We start from the raw sequence: 17,661 nt of genomic DNA, 5'->3' as shown, positions 1-17,661 counted from the left end.
TATAAATTATTTATAAAATTTGAACATTAAAGTCGTATAGTAAGTATATACATTATGTGATTAATTCAAACCTTTTAAATGTTTTCGCACTTTACTACTACTATAATAATAATTTTTATTTCGATCAAATAAAAAATGTTAGTAATATATACTAACATCTAAGCAACTAAAAAATAAAAGTCTTTATTTTAAAAATGCATAAACTTCATAGTTTTTTGCTAGCATATCAACTTCAATTTCATTTTTAAATAAAGATACTTCAATATATTTTTTGACAATTAGAATACAAAAAATCTATCCGAAATGTAATTATAGAATTGTTTTGCTTTTTAATAAGGATAAAACGAATTTTTCAGCTAAATGAAAACCCCTTTAAAGCAAACTATTTTATTAATGTCTATTTTAAGTATTTTTTTTCACACATTTCATTCTTACACATTTTACAATTCAACTATATCTTTAATATCTATTTCTGGTACCAACTCACAGTCACTGGAATATGAAATATTCAATACCCCTTTAGGTATTTCTTCTTTTATTTGTGGTATGTCTTTTGAATGGAATATTCTTACACTATCAAGAGAATCTTCTAAGGAGAAAGTTATTCCTTGATTAATCTCATCGACACAACAGAAATTCATTAGTTTGTAAATTAAAAATTTTGTTTCATAATTTTTGACTATTTTCAAGATTGTATCAAACAGTTGATAAAGCGACATCCCTTTTTCAACTGTATAAAGTTTTACTGATGATATATAAATTCTCATATGTTTATCATTTAACTGTTCATGATTAAATTTATGAATTCTTTTTCCCTCTGCAGAGGTTTTCACTTCTATTTTTATAACATCAGATATTTCAATATCATGATGAGAAAAGAAATTTTTATGATAATTATTTAAAACATTTGAAAACCCCTGTTTAGCAAAATATAATAATGTAATTAATTCTCCAGCAATACCTATCTGATGTTTAGAAATCTCACCATTAGCCTTATCGAATAATTGTTCAATTGAATTTAATAATTCTGAAAACTCAAATTCATCTATCGGTTTATCTAATTTTTGAAATAAGTACTCATTAATGATATCAAAATTTCTGTTTGTGTATGGGTCGCTATTTTTACATGTGATTATATGACAGTAAAATTCTAGATCTCCATGAACTAAAACAATATTTTTCTTAATGATTAAATGCTTTGTTGCATAACTACTAGCGAATCTGTTCTGTGTCTTGTTTTTTATTAAAATGGTTCGATATCCTTCGTCATTTATACATGGAACTACAACATTTGATTCAAATGTATTTTGATCAATATCGGATATATATTTATATTGTTTCATAATAATTATCTCCAGTGACATATTTGATGGTTTGTTTAGTAAACGGATCATTAAATGCTAGTATAGGAATTATGTCTTTAGTATTACTTTTATCTGTATAAACCAAATGTATTTGAATATGCATTTTATCAGTAAATCCTTCAAGTTCCCTATCTCCTGAATAATTAGTACCTGGTTCATAACCTTGTGGTAATTCTTTTAGTTCATAATAGTCCTTACTTCTACTACGATATTCACCTGTTTGATATCTCATAACGACTATTGATAATTCATCCGGATAAATTCCCTTTTCTATAAGTTCGATAATTTTCTCAAATGGTTTTGGTCCCAGTTTACTATTTCTTTGAAATCTATATTTTGATAAAAAATCTCGATATAAATTCATATAGGTATCAGTTATTATTAGGTGTCTTTGGTGTGTCCCTGTAGAAAAATCCCGAACAATACTTTTATTTTTATATCTATTCATAAGTTCATTTACTAATTGTCGATTATATTCTATATCTCCATCCCTAAATACTAAAGATACATCATAATTGTACCCACCCTTTACTCGTGAAACAGTAATTGTGTTTGACACAGATTTTCTTGTAAGTATCAATTTGTCATGTGACAAAGTAAATAACCTATTAAAATATTTTAGGTGAATATTGTTCTCTAAAAATTCACGGAGCATTTGCCACATATCACGCTCGTTTTCAGCAACAGCTACAAACTTATCTATTAATTCATCCGTCATAAATATTTTACATATATCGAAATAACTATCCTTATATCCAAACCATCTGGCACGCTGATATAGTGTATCCACGGTACTTACTTTAGAATCCCTATAAATATATGTTACACACAAGTTTTCTAATGTAACACCTCTTTGTAACATATTACCCCCTACAAAAATTTTAAATCTTATATGTTTTGATTTTTCTAATTCTTCCTTACTTAATTTCCCATATTGTGTTGTATTTAGAATAAACGGACGATATTGATCAAGGTTATTTAATAAATGATCTACAATCCTATTAAAATCAATATCATAATTTGAAAATTCAGTCTGATATACATCTTTAAACTCATCAATAATGGAGTTATAAAATAAACCATTTTTATGTCTTAATACATTAATAAGATTATTCAAATCTTCTTCAATTTTATCCACAACCGCATTTTGAACCCTTGTTAATGATGATGGATGAACTAGCATTGAATAATGTGTAATTTCATCACTTAAAGTTTTAATTGATGTCGCTATCATAAAATATTTAAGTGCATACTTATATGATTCTGGAATTGATGATTTAAAATCATCTGTGTCTTTAATTCGAATAACATGATCATTATTAGCTGAATAATGAAATGCTTCCCCGCCTGTATAACCTTTTCCAGGTTCAACTAATACTAAATAGTCAGGACTTAGCTCATCTAGTGTTGATATTAATAAATTTGCTTGTGGTGTTGCAGTAACAAATAATACTGTAACGACATTAAAACTGTTTTTTATTTCTGCAATCACGTCATGTGTAATACCAGCTCTAGGGTTTTTCACTTTAAGTTTAGGTGCTCCCGGGGTATGCTCATCAGCTTCATCATCCACAATTAATGTATTGTATGTTTTTATCCTTTCTACCCAGTTTAAAACTTTATATAAATTGCTTTCATTGCTAGACACATTCTTGAGTACAACCAATATAACTTTATATCCTTTTTCTAAATCAAATATAATCTCAGAAATATCATTACTAAGGGTGTGTATCTTAATATTTGAATTATTAGAAAAATCTCTCGTAATTCTGTGAGTATTTTGTTGTAATAGGTTTATTTTTGTACCACCAAATAATATACACAAATCATATCCATTATCAAATGCTAATGCTATTGTAGCTGTAAAGAATGTGGTCTTACCACTTTGCACCTTACCCAACCCTAATATTTTTGAAGAAACATTGTTTCCCTTTGGATTTGCAAAAAATCTTATTGCTTTTTCTGCATTTCTCATTATATGGTTAATTCTGGATGTATCATTATTTATACTCAAAAATTCTTTATATTTTTGTACATTTTCTCCATCCAATATAATGTCTGATATTAAATCTTGGTTAACATTATCTCTATACTCTGTTACAATGAATTTTTCATTCATTTTGATTTACCTATTACTTTTAATATTTCATTTATTTTTTGAGTGAATTTGTAAGAGTCTTTAAAACCCGCATTTCTACTAGATATTTGAGCAAGCGCAAATAACACTGAAAAATTATGAATTACAAACAATTTGTCAGATTCTTTAGAAATTTTATTAAAAATAGGAAAATCAGGATTTACAACTAATCTATATTTAGACTTAGACTCATCAATGACTTCAACTTTTAACCAATCATCTGACTCATCTATTACATATGAAAATTCAAAAATATATTCATTTCCTTCATATGGAACATTCATCTTTGTAGTTACGTCTAAACTTGAAATATACGCTTTAACTTCTTCTGGAGAAGTCGGTTTCATTTCAACTTGTGTTTTTTTAATTTCTTTAAGTGGTTTTAAAAGTGATTGAACTGTATCATTAACTTTATTAATTTTTTTAGGATCGATTTGCTTTTGTTTATCATCTTTGTACCTTAATTTATTTGCTATTTCAAACATTTGCTTTACTTTTTTGTTTTCTGAAAGTTGATAGATAAACTCTTCCTCTAATCCGTTACTCCAAATAAAATCAGTTTTATTTGATACTACAGGCCAATCATTTAAATCTATCTCACCAATAACTCTTTGATATTGGAAACTATTGGATTTTTTAAAAAGTTTTTCAGGTCTATAGTTCATTTTTATCAATCTATTAGACTTAATTAAACTAAATCCAGCATCTGATACATTTCCTGTTTCAAGAATGCCAATCCATCCAGAATATGAATAAGGTTTACCTCCAAATATAAATTCTCCTGAAAAAGTTTCATAATACTCACTCAATGTTTCTAGATTAATTTTTAATTTAGGTTCATTATATTCAGCTTTTAAATTATCATTAAAAATAATTTCGATTCCATTTTCATTTATATCAAATCTATAGATTCTCCCTAACTTATCCCTCAGTTCCTGTATTTTTTTAATTGAATATTCATGTCTTAATTTTGTTATAGTTATTTTTGTATAATGTTCTGCCTTGCCAACTGGTTCTATATATCTTGTAATCTCCTCGATGTTGTTTCTCAATTCTTCTGAATCAAGTGTTGCGGTATATTTTTCATCACTTCCATATTCTGTACTTTCTATTGTTACTTTATCCCCCAAGTACATAGCAGCATACTTTAAACCAATACCAAATTCACCTCTACTTTGCGGTGAATAATTAGATTTTCTTGCTCCAAGTTTTAATGCTCTATCAAAATCTTCTTTATTCATTCCAAAAGCATTATCAAAAATTACAAGTTTGTCATCACCAGTATTAATTTTTATGATTAGATTCTTAAATCCAGATAAAGAATCTAAAATTTCTTTATGATCGTAATAACTTTGCGTTGAATTATCTATAAACTCTTTAAATGGATTCTCAAGAGGTATGTTTATGTCTTTATAAGTAGTATATATACTAGTTCCTACTTTAATGTTAACTTTTTCACTCTTAATCATAGAATTTTTTCCCCTTTCACCCTATCAATATAATTGACAAAAGTTTTAAATACTTGATATATAACTTCAACATTAACAGCATTACCTAATAGTCTATAAATGTCATCACCCACATTATCAAATTCAAAACTTTCAGGTAAACTTTGAAGTCTTGCAGATTCCCGCGGTGTTAAATATCTTTTATATTTTCCAATTATTGGCACATGTTTCATAGCAACTAATGTTGGGGATGTTGTAGGTCGTTTAACTCTTATTCCAGAGGGTCTAAATTGTATTAAGCCTTCATAAACACTTTTTATATCTTCCCCAGCTTGCCATTCAAATTTTCGATGTGTTGGAATAAACTCTTTAATTTTATTTCTTGTATACCATTCATCAATGATATCCTTGTTTTTACCATAAAACTCTTTATTTTTTTTTATAAAATCTTGCTTCCACGTCGGATAACTACTGATATCACTTTCATCATAAAAGTAATCGCTCCATATAGGAAAACCTATTTTTTGAACTTTAAGTGATTTAATAAAATCATCCCAGGCATCAAGTATTTTTAATTCATCTCTTGTTAATTTATATTTTTTTTCTTCATTCTCGGGTAAATCTCTTTCAAGAATATCATAAATTGATTTTTTTAAAGTTTTTGTTGGAATTTCTTTTTCAAAATCTAATTTTCCACTATAAATATCATTATCTACCGCAAGTATAATGGCTCTATCACGCAATTGCGGAACATTAAAGTCTGATGGACTAAAAATTAAAGGTTTATCAATAATATTGTATCCCAACATCTGAATTTTTTCTTTTATCGTTTTCCATGTTTTTGACTTATCATGACTAATCAAGTTTTTAACATTTTCTAAAACAAGAATTTTAGGTTTTTCATTTAATTCTATTTTTTCTTTAATAATTCTTTCAATCTCATTAAATAAGATTCCTCGTTCATCATTAAATCCTTGTTGTTTTCCTGCTTTTGAAAACGATTGACAAGGAAAACCCGCACAAATAACATCGAACTTTGGGATATCTTTTCCCTTTATTTCTTTTATATCATAATTACTATCCAATCCATGATTTAATTTATATAATTTAATAGCATTTTTATTAATTTCAGATGCAAAAACACATTTTGATTTTTTAGAATACCTTTTCATTGCATAATGAAAACCACCTATTCCTGCAAATAAATCTATAAAAGTAAAGTTCTTACTTAATGTTTTCATTCTTTATGCTCCGCTCTAATTTCGTTTGTTTTTAAATAATCATAAATTATTTTAGATAGATTATTTTCATCCGATATCCAAATCTTTTGATCAGAGTCCATTCCGATATAATATCCGTATATATATGCATTAAATAATTTTTCCATACGAACATAACATGACTTATTTGTATTATGCGACAAATTATTATAAATTGACCATAATACAAACATATGTTTATCAACTATCGGTAAATAACCAATTATCATAGCTGTTTTAGAAAAATTACTAATAGGTAATTTTTGGGGATCTATCTTAGTAATTTGAACACGTTTAATCAAAGGTTTATCCCTCCAACCACTATTTGTAATACTCCTAATCAAACATAGAATTGATACAGAATGTATCCCCTCGAGTTGTATATCATAAAATTTACTTGTATTGTCATAGTTAAGCGTGACTTTTTCATATCCCGATTTTTTAAAACTATCTTCTAATATTTTGATTATTGAATCTTTTTTAGTCATTCAAGTCCTCTCTTAAAGAATTGTATATTTGCTAATAATTTTTAAAACTTCTTCACCACACAATTTAATCTGAGAGTCTCTCATCTTTATATCTTTCGATAAATCTTCAATTGAACGTGGTTTATACAATTCTATTCTAGATAATTGAATATTAGAAAAAATATCTCCCCAATTTAATTTTCCATCATGATCTTTATAAATTCGTTTTCTTAATTCCTTAAGTTCTTCAATCAAGCCAGGTTTATATTCATCAAATATTTGTTCTTGTGTGATAATTCGTACTTTTTCAGTTGGTAAACTAAAATATTTTGATAAAAATTCTTCATAATTAAAATCTGATGAATTCCAATTTTTTTTAATGTCTTTTATACAATGTACTAGTACATTATTATAGTAGTTAGAATCACTTTTTGAAAAATGACCAGCGCCATGCGTTGTGTATATAGATTTATACGTTCTAAATGCTGGGTTTAATATCCTATTATAGATTGTTGTAAACAATCTATTAGCATAATCTTTATTTTCGAAATAATGAGGATCATTAAAAACTGATAAATGCCCAATATCATTTTGAGATAAATACATCTTAAATTCATCATTTTCACTTAATTTGAAATCATTTAAGTTCATTATATAATTTCTAAAATCTTCATTAATAAACACTTTCGCATAGAATCCGATAAGTGCCATATACATGAAATAATTATTTACAGCAATCGCAAGTAAAGTTACATCGTTTGAATATTTTTTAATACTAGATTTCCAGTCATTATACGCAGCTTTTATATACTGAAGACCCAATAAAAACATATTACTATAATTTGATTGAAAAATTAATTTATAATTATTTTGATTTTGCAACATAGCAGATTTAGAGTTTTTTGCATTACCTGGTCTCTGATAAATGAAAGAAAATAGCATTTGACCTACTTCTTCATTTGTTGTATATTGCCATTTTTCAGGATATATTTTTTTATTAATTTTTTCACCACGCTTGACTTGAAGAAAAACATTCATAGATTGATATTGATTTTTTAATCTATGTTGTTCAATTCTATTAGCAATTAAATCTTTTACTTTAATAGGTTTTTGAGTATTACTTGCTTCTGCAACTTTAGATAAAAAAATTGTATTTTCGTCATTATTTTTATATTTGTTTTTGATAATCTTACATGTAATTCCAAAATCAACGTCAAAATTGGTGTTTCCGATTAATGTTGTTGTTTGTCCACCATTTACAATTGAAAAATTTTGTAATTCTATAGTATTTCTAGAGACTTTATAATCTGAGCAAGTGATAATTATACCATTATTGTAATACCAAAAGTTTTCAGGTTCTTTTCTAATTGTTTCCTTAATAACATTATCAATTTTTGTTGATTTTACGTAAAATCTTAAATTACTAGCAAAAAGACCACTTGTGCCATATTTTAAATACATGTCTTTAAGTGATTTTGCTGAAATACTAGTAATTACTGATTTTTCATTTCCATAGATGAGCATTTGTTTCGAATCAATTAATTTTAGAAAACCTTGTTTAACATAAAGTGTTGGTGTTTCTACATCGGATATAATTTCATTAATATCATCAGAAAATAGACAAATAAATGTTAAATCTTTTAATATCCCTTGAAAGTTTGATACAATTTCTCTAATACGTATTTTGGTCTCGTTATCTGGAATTGAATCAAATAAAAGATATACTTTGTAGATATCATTGCCCTTAATTTCCAGATCTATAAATCGCTGTTTCAATTTTTGAGTATCAGGGTTTTTCTTTCCGCTCAACGTTTCCGCAATTATTAAATCAATTTCCGATAAACGCTTAATGAAAAGACTTAAATCTTTAGAATCAATTAAATTTTTTACTATCACTGATATAAAGTCAAAAGAACTATCATCAAATTCAGATCTGATAACAGCTTGAATTATTGCATTATCTACTTGGGCTTCTTCGATTTCATCAAGTTTTGTATCGTCAGCATTAAAATGATTATAATACAAAAAGACTCTATTTAAGAGTTCTTTTACATCAGATTTTGTGGATATATAAACCATTCCATATGTATGATATTTCTCCACTAACTCATTATAATATTTACTTATCAAAATAATTACCCCTCAATTATATATTATGTGTATGATATATCTATATTTATTATATATTACAAATAATCAATTTCAAACTTTTTAACAATTATAACGACCTTTTGGAGCCAAATTACCATTATATTATTAATAAAATTAGATACAATCAAAATTTTTTTGATAATATTCATATATAGAATTTGTAGTAAACGACTTATACTATGAGTTCCATAGTATAATAAACATAATGAATTATTTTATATACTAACAAATTAAGGAGTCAAGAAATGGATATTGTTATCAGTTTTGTTTCACTACTTTCGGGTCTTTCAATATTTATGGTAGGCATTAAACAAATGTCTAGTGGGTTAGAAAAAATATCTACTTCTCGTATGCAAAAAGGATTATCTAAAGTGTCGAATAACCGTTTTGTTTCATTTGGATTTGGTACATTTATTACTGCCATCATGCAGTCATCTACTTTAGTTACTGTTATGACAATATCCTTTTTAAATGCTAATCTATTAACACTTTTCCAAGGAATCGCTATTATATTAGGAGCTAATATTGGTACAACTCTTACTGCCGTTATTTCTAGTTTTGCAACTGTTGATTATGCAATCTTCTTATCTTTATTTGTGTTAGTAGGTATATTAATTGATATGTTTACAAAAAAAGAATCCATTAAACGTATTAGTTCTATATTTATTGGATTTGGGTTAATTTTTATTGGTTTAAATCTTGCTTCTGAAGCATTTAAAACAAATGAAATGAAAGAATTTATTGGTAATATCTTCACAAATATTAATTTCCCAATACTTCTAATATTTATAAGTATGATACTTACCGCTATTGTTCATTCATCCACATTAATTGTTGGATTATCTATTATCTTAGTTTCAACTCAAACGATTCCATTAGAATATGCATTATTCATTGTATTGGGTGCTGAAATTGGCACAACAACTACAGGAGTTATTGCATCCTTATCATTAAATGCTAATGCTAAAAGATTAGCATTTGTCCAATTTATATTTAATGTTTTTGGAACCATTCTTTTTACAACAATTCTTTTAATCTTTAAAGAACCAATTTTAAATGTACTTACAAGTCTATCCTTAAACTTCCAAGTAGCATTCTTCCAAGTATTCTTTAATGTATCTACAGCACTACTTGCCTTAATATTTATTAAGCAATTAGAAAAACTTGCAAATATCGTTGTTAAAGATAATAAGTCTCAAACGATTAAATCTCGCAATTTAATTTATATTAATGAAAACTTACTTTCAACACCTGCGTTTGCAATAACAGCTTTAAATAAAGAAATCGAACGTATGTTTGATCTAACAAAAAATAACCTTTCTAACGCATTAAAAATATTAATTGATAACGAGATTCATTTAATTGATTCTGTAATCCAAAACGAATCTTTAATTGATGATATCAATCAAGGAATCGCATTATACTTAGCTCAACTTTCAAACCAACCTATGACTTATTCTTTAGAATTATCTATTGGTAAAATGTATCATTTAATAAATGACTTAGAACGTATTGCAGACCATGCACATAACTTTGCAATTATCAAACAAGATTTATTAAATGACGGTACTGATTTTTCAAAAACCGCTAAAGATGATATATCTGTAATGGGTAAAAAAATACTTAATATGTTTGATTTAGCTTTTGATATATATGAAAACAAACGCACTGATTTACTTAAAGATTTATCAAAACTTGAAAATGAAATTGATGAACAAAAATTAGTATATGAAACAAATCATGTTACACGTTTAAGAATGGGTGAATGTCAATTAGAACATTCTAAATACTTCTTTGACTTCACCTCTCAATTAGAACGTATTGGCGATCACTTAGTTAATATTGGTTATACAATCATTAACATGGTTGGTAATGAACCTGACGCAAATTAAAAAGAACTCAATGAGTTCTTTTTTTAAAATAATTCTTTTTCCACTTTAGGATGAACATAGATATCAATTGCTTCTTTAAATACTTTAATATATAAATCGCCTAACGGACCTTTTTCTCCATCAATATTCCACTGATAAGGTGTTTCAAATGTAAGTTTTGCCTCACTTACGTTAAAGTGTAAATCATTTTTAAAATGTTTCCCTTTAAATAAATAAAACCATATCATTTTATACCAAGAAAACATATGGTTTCTTGTCATAATACGTATACCAATTAAACCGTCATTAAGTTTAATGGATTCTCTAAAACGTTTAAGTTTAAATCCTCCAACACGGTTACCAGAAACTAAAATAATAAAAAATGATTTTCTTTTAATATCATAATTATGAGAAGTTAAATGAACATTCATATAATAATGATTAAATAAATCACGGTATATATTTAAAAAATAACCTAAATGACCTAAAAATTTTAAACTTTTTCTATTAATCTCATATGATATTTTAGAAAATTTACCGACTGCTGCCGCATAAACAAAGTACGTATCGTTTGCTTTATTGATGTCAATTTTCTTATGAACCCCTAAAGTAAGTAACTTAAGAGCCTTGTTAATATTTTTAGGTATTTTTAACATATGTGCAACATCGTTCGTTGTTCCATATGGTAAAACCATTACTTTAGGTCTTAAGGTTTCATCATAATTCATAAGTATTGAAATGACAGAATGAACTGTCCCATCGCCTCCAGCAATTAATATCAGTTCATAGTCTAAAATTTGTTGTTGTATTAAATTTGTTGCTTCTTGATCATCAATTGCAATCATCTCTAAAGACCAAGATCTATGATAAAAGAAAGCTTCTATTTTTTTTAAGTCTTTGTGAATTCTACCTTTACCTGATAGGTGATTATAGATTAATAATGTTTTCATTTATGTCCCCTCAAGCCTTATTTTACCAAATAATCTAAATAAATGTGATAATATAATTGGTGGTGATTCATATTGAAAACAGTTATTTCAACACATTTTGATCCTTATTTTAATTTAGCTTGGGAAGAATATATCTTTAAAAATATTCATCAACATGAAGATATATTTTTGTTATGGCAAAACTCAGAATCAATTATCGTTGGACGTAATCAAAATGTTTTTGAAGAAGTCAACTTAGACTATATTGTTAAAAATCATATACCACTTATTAGACGTAATTCTGGTGGTGGCACAGTTTTCCATGACTTAGGTAATTTAAATTTCACCTTTATGACAGATGCAAAAGGTAAGATTAATAATTATCAACTGATGACAGAAAAATTAGTCTCAGCTTTTCAAGCATTAGGTATTAATCTAAAATTTAGCGGAAAAAGTGATTTAAAAATAGGTGAATTAAAGGTAAGTGGAAACGCTCAATATATCTATAAAGATAAATTATTACATCACGGTACACTTCTATTCAACTCAAATTTAGAGCGTTTATCAAATTCTTTAAAATCAAAAACTGACGATATTGAATCCATCAGTGTAAAATCTAACCGTTCAACTGTTACAAATATTAGTTCATACACAAACCTTACAATGGATGAACTCAAAAAATACTTAATACAAGAACTAACATCAAATGAATTCATTGAATTAACACCTAAAGATTTAAAAAGAATTGAAGAATTACAGGTAGAAAAATACCAAACCTATCAATGGAATTATGGCGAAAGCCCACGATCAAGAATTAAAAAATCTAAAGGTATTTATTCAATTGATATTTCATTAGCTTACGGAAATATCGAAGATGCTAAAATTATTAAAGATGGATCGCTAGATTTATTATTATCAAGTAGTATTGTTGGTTTAAGATGTTATCCATCTGAACTATCATTTTTAATAAAAAAAGCACCCGAAGTATACGAGATGCTCTTCTTATAAGATATCCTTTTAGATATCTTTTTTTTATTCATATATACCGAATAATTTCACAGTGAACTTTTCGAAAAATTGAATGATTGGTCCAATTAATATAACAGACGCGAATGTAAACCATCCAATTTGACTAAAGTCTTGAGTAATCAATGCTAGTGTCATCGCTATTGTAATTAAAGATATTTCTATAATTAATTTTGCTAAAAACGTTTTATTGTTTAATTTTACTTTTAAATACATCATCATAAGTTCTGATGGTGCAATTGGGAATTTTTTGTTCACAAGTAACATTGCAATACCTAATCCGTAGATGAATAAACCAACAATTGCCATTGTACCATTTAAGAATGAGTGTCCCCAACTATATCCTTTTGGAATAATAAGTTCCCAAAAGTTTAATACAAATCCAAATGTATAAACTGGAATTAATCCAATAAAGACTTGCCATTTTCTCATAATAGCAAAGTTTAATAATGCATAAGCTGTACCAAATATCATTGAAGCAAACCCTAATGTCATCCATGATTGATTGACCAATACAGTAATATAATGGCTTATTGCATCATAAGGAAATGATCCTTGTAAAGCGCGATACATAAAGATAACACCTAACCCCATAACTAAATAACCGGCTAGATGAATTAAAATGCGTTTTGTTAAATACATATGTAACCTTTCTATCGATAATCGATTGTATAATTAAATTTACGTCCTATAAATAATAATATAAATATATATACAAAATCAACTAAAATCATCCATAACATATCTAAATCTTTAAAAGATGAATAATATTGAAGTTGATTAAATGGTAGTATCAATGAAAATATTCTTGTTAGTACATCATTATTTAATAGTAATAATACTGATGAAACAATCGTAAAGACGAAAATTACACCTAATGATACACCTAATGTAAGTCCTGTTGTTCTAAAGATAAATCCAACAACTTGAATAAATATAATAATTGTTATAACTGCAAGTATCATGACAACATAATGTTGTAATAATTCAGCCATATTTGAATCTTTAAATCCAACAATAATACCTGTTGCAAGATAATTTAAGATTGCATTTAAACTCATTGTTATAAAGGTTACAATACTTGCTTCTATAACTTTTGCATAAAATATTGTACTCTTTTTATATCCTAAGATAACTTTGTTACGAATTGTTTGTTCTCTAAATTCACTAACAACCCATACAATCATAAATATTGTAAAGATTAATCCAAAGTTATTAAGTAAACTAAATGAACTATAAAAATTGTAATCAGGGTTTAATAATATTATTTGTTCTTCTGGTATTAAATCTTTAATAGCTAAAATTAACCCTGCTTGAAGTAACGGAAAAAATATAACTAGTATAACAATCCATAAAAACATTTTACCTTGTATAAACTTTTTTAAATCCGTTTTAATAAGTTTAAACATTTTTTACACCTCCAATTACTTCAAAGTAATAATCTTCAATAGTACGATTCATACGTTTTACTTGAACTGGTGTCATATTTTGTTTAACAAGTTCATTAACTAAAGATTTTACTAAAGATTCATCTTCGATTGAAATAGATGTTTCATCTTTAATAATAATTGGGTATTCTTTTTTAATCTTTTCGATTGCTTGTTTGTCAATGTAATCTAAAGTAATGATTGTTTCAGATTTTAATTTTTCATGTAGTTCTTTAGACGATATTTCGGTTAACAATTTACCTCTTGAAATAAAACCATACACGGTTGCAATACGATCTAATTCTTCTAAAATATGACTTGATACTAAGAATGTAATGCCTTTTTCTTGATTAAGTTTTAGAATTAATTCTCTCATTTCTTTAATACCTACTGGGTCTAATCCATTCATAGGTTCATCAAGTATTAATAATTCCGGATTACTAATTAATGACATTGCGATTGCTAAACGTTGTTTCATACCTAAAGAAAATGATTTCGCAGGTTTTTTAACGCGATATAAATAATCTAGACCAACAATATCTAACATTTCTTTAATAATTTTTTCTTTACTTTCTTTTTTAATACCTAATAAATCACATTGGAATTCTAAATTCTTTTTAGCACTTAATGTTAAATGAATCGCTGGACTTTCAACTAATGCTGCAATATTTCCTAAACGATTTTCTCTTAAATTAAGTTCAAATGTACCTTCGGTAGGATTGGCTAAACCAGTAATGATACGAATAACTGTTGATTTACCTGCTCCATTTTCTCCAATAAAACCATAAATCGCTCCTCGTGGGATGTTTATGTTGACTTGATCTAAGGCTTTTGTTTGTTGATATACTTTACTTAAGTTGTGTGTTCTAACAATATACTCCATAACAAAAACTCCTTTCACGCAATCTCATTGTAGCATGAAATATATTTTTTTAAAAATAATGCATAAAAAAAACACCTCAATTATTATTGAGGTGTTCATATTATTAAATATGTATTGGTTTATCAATAGCACCTAATGCTGCTTCTAAACTTAATTCTGATAATGTTGGATGTGGATGAATTGCAGCTGCAATTTCATATGCAGTTGCTTCTGCTTCCATAGCAACACTATATTCACTAATAAGTTCAGTAGCATTGTATGCATAGATATGTGCACCAAGAACTTCTTTATATTTGTTGTCAACGATTAATTTGATAAATCCTTCTTTTTCACCATCTGCTAATGATTTACCAACTGCTGCTAGAGGAACTTTAGATACTTTATAATCTAAACCTTTCGCTTTAGCTTCTCTTTCGGTTAAACCAATTGCAGCAATTTCTGGTTGTCCATAAATACATGAAGGTATCTTATCATATGACATCTTCGCGTGACCTTTTTTAAGAATATGGTTAACTGCAACCATACCTTCATGGCTTGCAACGTGAGCTAACATATATTTACCATTAACATCACCAATTGCATAAATACCAGGTACGTTTGTTTGTAAGTATTCGTTTGTCTTAATGTTTGCACGATCCATTTCTAATCCTAAATGTTCTAAACCTTTAGAGTTAGCACGTGTACCAACAGCCATTAAAATTAAGTCACCTTCAACTGTAACACTTTGACCTTTTAATTCATAAGTTAATTTATGATCGCTAACAGATTTAACTTCAGCACCTGTTAAGACTTCAATACCACTACGTTTTAATGTCTTAGTGTAAGCATCTTGAATTTCATCATCCATTGTAGGAAGAATCTTTTCCATTTTTTCAATGATTGTAACTTTTGAGCCAAATGAGTTAAATACTGTTGCAAATTCAACACCAATAACACCACCGCCAACAATTAAAATTGATTTTGGATATTGTTTGATGTTTAAGAGTTCTTTACTTGTTACAACAATACCTTTTTTGTATGCTTCTTCAACACCCGGAATTGGAGGGATAATTGCTGAAGCACCTGTTGCAATAATTACATTTTTAGTTTTTAATGATTCGCCATTAACAATAACTTCATTTGCTGAACGAATGTCACCAAATCCGTTATAAACATCAACACCATTTTTCTTAAGTAAGAATGCAACCCCACCTGTTAATTGTTTAACAACACCGTCTTTTCTTGCAACTACTTTTGACCAATCAAAACTAATGTTTCCATCAGTTGTGACACCATAATCATTTGCATGTTTTAAAGTTTGATAAACTTTAGCTGATTTTAAGAATGTTTTTGTTGGAATACATCCATGATTTAAACAGATACCACCAACATTTTCTTTTTCAACCAATGCAACTTTAGCACCTAATTGTCCTGCACGAATTGCAGCTACATATCCACCAGGACCGCCACCAACGACGATAATATCATATTCTTTAGCCATCATAATCACCTTATGATAAGAGTAATAGTGTTGGATTCATTAATAATTCTTTAATTCTCATTAAGAATCTTCCACCATCAGCTCCATCAATAATTCTGTGGTCTACTGCTAATGATAATGGTAACATGCTTGCAATTTTGATTTCGCCATTTTCAACAACTGGTTTTTGTTCAATCTTACCAACACCTAAAATTGCTAATTCAGGATAGTTAATAACTGGTGTACCAAATGCAATACCCGCTGAACCAAAGTTAGTAATTGTGAATGTACCATTTTGTTGTTGATCAAGTGAAATCTTTCTTGCGATTGTATCATCTGCTAATGTTCTAATTTGAGTTGCTAATTCAAATACTGATAAGTTTTGAGCATTTTTAATATTTGGAACGATTAATCCATCTGGAGTGTCAACAGCTATACCTAAATTGATATATTTCTTAATATATACTTCATCTGTGTCATGATTAAATGACGCATTGAATAATGGAAATTCTTTTAATGCAATAACAACAGCTTTTGCGATAAATGCTAAGTATGTTAATTTAACACCTTTTTGTTCAGCAACACCTTTAGCTTTGCTTCTAAATTCAACTAATGCATTAACATTGATTTCATCCATTAATACTGTATGAGGAATCATAGTTTTTGAACGAACCATTGCATTAGAGATTGCTTTACGTAATCTTGAAATTTTAACTGTTTCAAATTCACCTTGTGGTTTTGGAGCAGCATAAGTTTGAGTTTGAGGAGCTTGTGCTGATTGAGCTGGAGCTTGTGCTTGAACAGCTTCTGCTTTAGGAGCTTCAACTTTAGATCCGGCTTTTTCAACATCTTCTTTTAAGACTCTACCTTGTTCTCCAGAACCTTTAACTGATGAAATGTTTACATTCAAGTCAGCTGCTAATTTTCTTGCAACTGGGCTTGCTAATACTTTACCTGTTGATTGAACTTCTTGAGTTTCAAATGATGAACCAATGATTTCATCTGAAACTTCAATTTCACCAACAACACCTGCACCCTTTTTAGGAGCTTGTGCTTCTTCTTGAGCTGAAACAGACTCTAATGTTGCACCATTTTGTCCGATTAAGACAACAGTTTCACCAACATGAATTGCTTCACCTTCTGCTTTACCAAGTTTTAAGATTGTTCCATCAACTGGGCTTGGTAATTCTGCATTAACTTTATCTGTTTCAACGATAACTAATGTATCGCCTTCTTTAAC

The 17,661-nt window shown here is 27.7% G+C and carries 14 protein-coding genes; 2 read left to right on the top strand and 12 right to left on the bottom strand.

The window, feature by feature from the left end:
* Window positions 1-440: 440 nt before the first annotated feature.
* The 6 genes from T434_RS0105585 to T434_RS0105560 are packed head-to-tail and all read right to left on the bottom strand — an operon-like array spanning window position 441 to window position 8,805.
* Window positions 441-1,343: a PD-(D/E)XK motif protein gene (locus T434_RS0105585; RefSeq protein ID WP_026400247.1), complete on the bottom strand. Its 903-nt coding sequence runs from the start codon at window positions 1,341-1,343 to the stop codon at window positions 441-443.
* Window positions 1,330-3,483 (bottom strand): Z1 domain-containing protein, encoded by a 2,154-nt coding sequence (locus T434_RS0105580; protein ID WP_026400246.1) that lies wholly within the window; start codon window positions 3,481-3,483, stop codon window positions 1,330-1,332. The genes T434_RS0105585 and T434_RS0105580 overlap by 14 nt, the downstream gene beginning before the upstream one ends.
* A complete protein-coding gene (locus T434_RS0105575) occupies window positions 3,480-4,970 on the bottom strand; it encodes an ATP-binding protein (protein WP_162150768.1) in 1,491 nt (496 codons plus the stop codon). Before T434_RS0105575 ends, T434_RS0105580 begins: the two co-directional genes overlap by 4 nt.
* Entirely contained in the window at window positions 4,967-6,190 is a 1,224-nt protein-coding gene (locus tag T434_RS07180) for a DNA cytosine methyltransferase (protein WP_162150767.1), read from the bottom strand. Before T434_RS07180 ends, T434_RS0105575 begins: the two co-directional genes overlap by 4 nt.
* Entirely contained in the window at window positions 6,187-6,696 is a 510-nt protein-coding gene (locus tag T434_RS0105565; protein ID WP_162150766.1) for a hypothetical protein, read from the bottom strand. Before T434_RS0105565 ends, T434_RS07180 begins: the two co-directional genes overlap by 4 nt.
* Before the next feature lie 12 nt (window positions 6,697-6,708).
* Window positions 6,709-8,805, bottom strand: a complete 2,097-nt coding sequence (locus tag T434_RS0105560; RefSeq protein ID WP_026400243.1) for an AIPR family protein — start codon at window positions 8,803-8,805, stop codon at window positions 6,709-6,711.
* A gap of 266 nt (window positions 8,806-9,071) precedes the next feature.
* Between T434_RS0105560 and T434_RS0105555 the strand changes: the two genes are divergently transcribed.
* The gene (locus tag T434_RS0105555; RefSeq protein ID WP_026400242.1) at window positions 9,072-10,718 is read left to right on the top strand and encodes a Na/Pi cotransporter family protein; all 1,647 of its coding nucleotides are present in this window, start codon (window positions 9,072-9,074) and stop codon (window positions 10,716-10,718) included.
* 23 nt (window positions 10,719-10,741) lie between these two features.
* Here T434_RS0105555 and T434_RS0105550 read toward each other — a convergent pair whose 3' ends face one another.
* The gene (locus T434_RS0105550) at window positions 10,742-11,647 is read right to left on the bottom strand and encodes a diacylglycerol/lipid kinase family protein (RefSeq protein WP_026400241.1); all 906 of its coding nucleotides are present in this window, start codon (window positions 11,645-11,647) and stop codon (window positions 10,742-10,744) included.
* Window positions 11,648-11,719: 72 nt separating this feature from the next.
* On the opposite strand from T434_RS0105550, the gene lplA reads away from it, so the two are divergent.
* Window positions 11,720-12,634, top strand: a complete 915-nt coding sequence (gene lplA / locus T434_RS07175; RefSeq protein ID WP_035358526.1) for a lipoate--protein ligase — start codon at window positions 11,720-11,722, stop codon at window positions 12,632-12,634.
* Between the two features lie 24 nt (window positions 12,635-12,658).
* Here lplA and T434_RS0105540 read toward each other — a convergent pair whose 3' ends face one another.
* From T434_RS0105540 to T434_RS0105520, 5 genes are all read right to left on the bottom strand, one after another.
* Window positions 12,659-13,294 (bottom strand): DUF6198 family protein, encoded by a 636-nt coding sequence (locus tag T434_RS0105540; RefSeq protein ID WP_026400240.1) that lies wholly within the window; start codon window positions 13,292-13,294, stop codon window positions 12,659-12,661.
* A gap of 11 nt (window positions 13,295-13,305) precedes the next feature.
* The gene (locus T434_RS0105535) at window positions 13,306-14,061 is read right to left on the bottom strand and encodes an ABC transporter permease (protein ID WP_026400239.1); all 756 of its coding nucleotides are present in this window, start codon (window positions 14,059-14,061) and stop codon (window positions 13,306-13,308) included.
* A complete protein-coding gene (locus T434_RS0105530) occupies window positions 14,054-14,962 on the bottom strand; it encodes an ABC transporter ATP-binding protein (RefSeq protein WP_026400238.1) in 909 nt (302 codons plus the stop codon). The genes T434_RS0105535 and T434_RS0105530 overlap by 8 nt, the downstream gene beginning before the upstream one ends.
* 103 nt (window positions 14,963-15,065) lie before the next feature.
* The gene (gene lpdA / locus T434_RS0105525; RefSeq protein WP_026400237.1) at window positions 15,066-16,442 is read right to left on the bottom strand and encodes a dihydrolipoyl dehydrogenase; all 1,377 of its coding nucleotides are present in this window, start codon (window positions 16,440-16,442) and stop codon (window positions 15,066-15,068) included.
* 10 nt (window positions 16,443-16,452) lie between these two features.
* On the bottom strand, window positions 16,453-17,661 hold a 1,209-nt coding region (locus tag T434_RS0105520), incomplete at its 5' end, for a dihydrolipoamide acetyltransferase family protein (RefSeq protein WP_026400236.1).

Origin of the sequence: Acholeplasma equifetale ATCC 29724 (assembly GCF_000687735.1) — a bacterium.
Classification (GTDB): Bacteria; Bacillota_I; Bacilli_A; order Acholeplasmatales; family Acholeplasmataceae; genus Acholeplasma; species Acholeplasma equifetale.
Note: the sequence above shows the minus strand (reverse complement) of the source record. Positions and strands in the feature narration are given on the sequence as shown.